1 pseudogene is annotated in these 1,883 nt (G+C 31.4%); it reads right to left on the bottom strand.

What is annotated here, in order from left to right:
* Positions 1–1,883: pseudogene (locus tag BUE91_RS05010) on the bottom strand (adhesin); the annotation flags it as partial.

Consider the following 1,883-nt stretch of genomic DNA (forward strand, 5'->3'; position numbering starts at 1 on the left):
AGTTGGTTTCCAAGTTGGATCCATTAACATAGAGTTAGTTTTAGTTGTAACATCATAGCCTGCTTTAGTTACATCTGCAGTATTTTTAGAACCACTTCCTAATACTATACTATCTTTAGCTGTTGCTTTTGCTCCATTTCCTATTGCTATTGCATTTTCTGCATCTTTTTCAGTACTAGCATCATATCCTATAGCTATAGAATTTTTAGCCTTTGCTCCCTCATTAGCATAGTTATTTGAATTTAATTTAGTTTTTTCATCATCGCTTAATACAGTATTAAGTGTAGTTTCTGATAAATCAGATTCTTTAGCTTTTTCTAAATCTTTTATATATTTATCTATATCAAATTTTCCATTTTGATTATACTTACTATCATTCATATCAACTAAAGCTTTAATAGATGTTGCTTTATCAACTATGTTTGTTTTCTTTTCTAATTCTCCTAATTTTTTGGTTAATTCTTTAGTACTATCTTTATTTATTGTTTCTCCTGATTTTTCCCTAGCATCTATTGTTAGTTTTTGTGCCTTTAACTTAACATAGTTCTTGTAATCTACTATTTTCCTTGCTAAATCTGTCAAATCATTTTCCGCATTTACAGAAAAATATCTAACCTTGTCATCTAATTCTTCTGTTGCTCCATCTAATCTATCTTCTAATGTTTTAAGTTGGGCTACATTTACTGCATCTGAATCTCTATATCCACTAGCTACATTTATTATTCTTCTTTCATACCCCTTTTTACCTACTGAGATTACTCCTACTTTAGCAGAACTTGGTATTGAATATGATCCTCTTGCAGTGTATCCTGGCTTATTTAAATCTACTTGTGTATAATCTGTTGCTGACAAATATCCTAAAGCTACCGAGTTATCTAGTGTTGCATTTGTTTTGTTTCCTAAAGCTAATACTGATTTCCCATTGTGTCCATCTACTAATTTACCATTTTCTTTTAAATCTGTTACAAGAGCATCATTACCTATTATGATAGAATCTCCAGCACTACTACCTCCCCATAGACGTGAGTTTATTCCTAGTATTACTGAATTTGGAGCATAAGCTACTGATCCATGTCCATATACCATAGAGTTTTTTCCATCAATGTCTACTCCAGCTCCATTTCCAAATGTTATTGAACCTTCAGCTAATGCTCTTGATGCTATACCTATAGCTATAGAGTTTTTATCTTTAGTATATGAATAAGATCCTATAGATATAGAATTTTCTTTAAGTGAAAATGACCCTCTTCCCAATGCTATAGCATTGTCTCCAAAGGCTCCTGATTTACTTCCTATAACTATTGCATTTTTTCCACTACTTTTAGCTATGTCTTTTACTCCGTTTTTTGTTTCTTTCTTTATTCTTATAGAATCTGTTTGTTTTCCATCTTTATCTTTAGCATTATTTAATCCGTTTTCTATACCTTCTATATAATCTTTAAAATTTAAAAAATACTCTCCACTTTTTAAATATGTTCCTTTTGAAGCTCCTGGTATTTTATCTGGTGCATTATCTTCTGCAAGACCTATGATAGTCTTTGCAACTCCATTTAAATCAAATCCATATAGGCCTCTTGTTTCCTCATTTGTATTTACAGCCCCATATTTATCTAGTTCTCCAAATAAGCTACTAGTTATTTCTTTACTATTAACACTAGCACCATTAGATTTAAAATTTACTTTAGATTTATAATCATACTCAACGTTAGAGTAAACATCTGTTCCTATTGCTATAGAATTTTGTCCTCCTGAAATAGCTGAAAATCCGTATGCTGCTCCACCCTCTGATAGAACTAATGTCTTATTACCTGAAGCTATAGCATTTGGAGAAAATACATTAGTCTCTCTTCCTATTGCTATTGCCCCTTCTCCTTCTGCTCTTG

The organism is Streptobacillus notomytis, from assembly GCF_001902585.1.
In the GTDB taxonomy this organism is placed as follows: domain Bacteria; phylum Fusobacteriota; class Fusobacteriia; order Fusobacteriales; family Leptotrichiaceae; genus Streptobacillus; species Streptobacillus notomytis.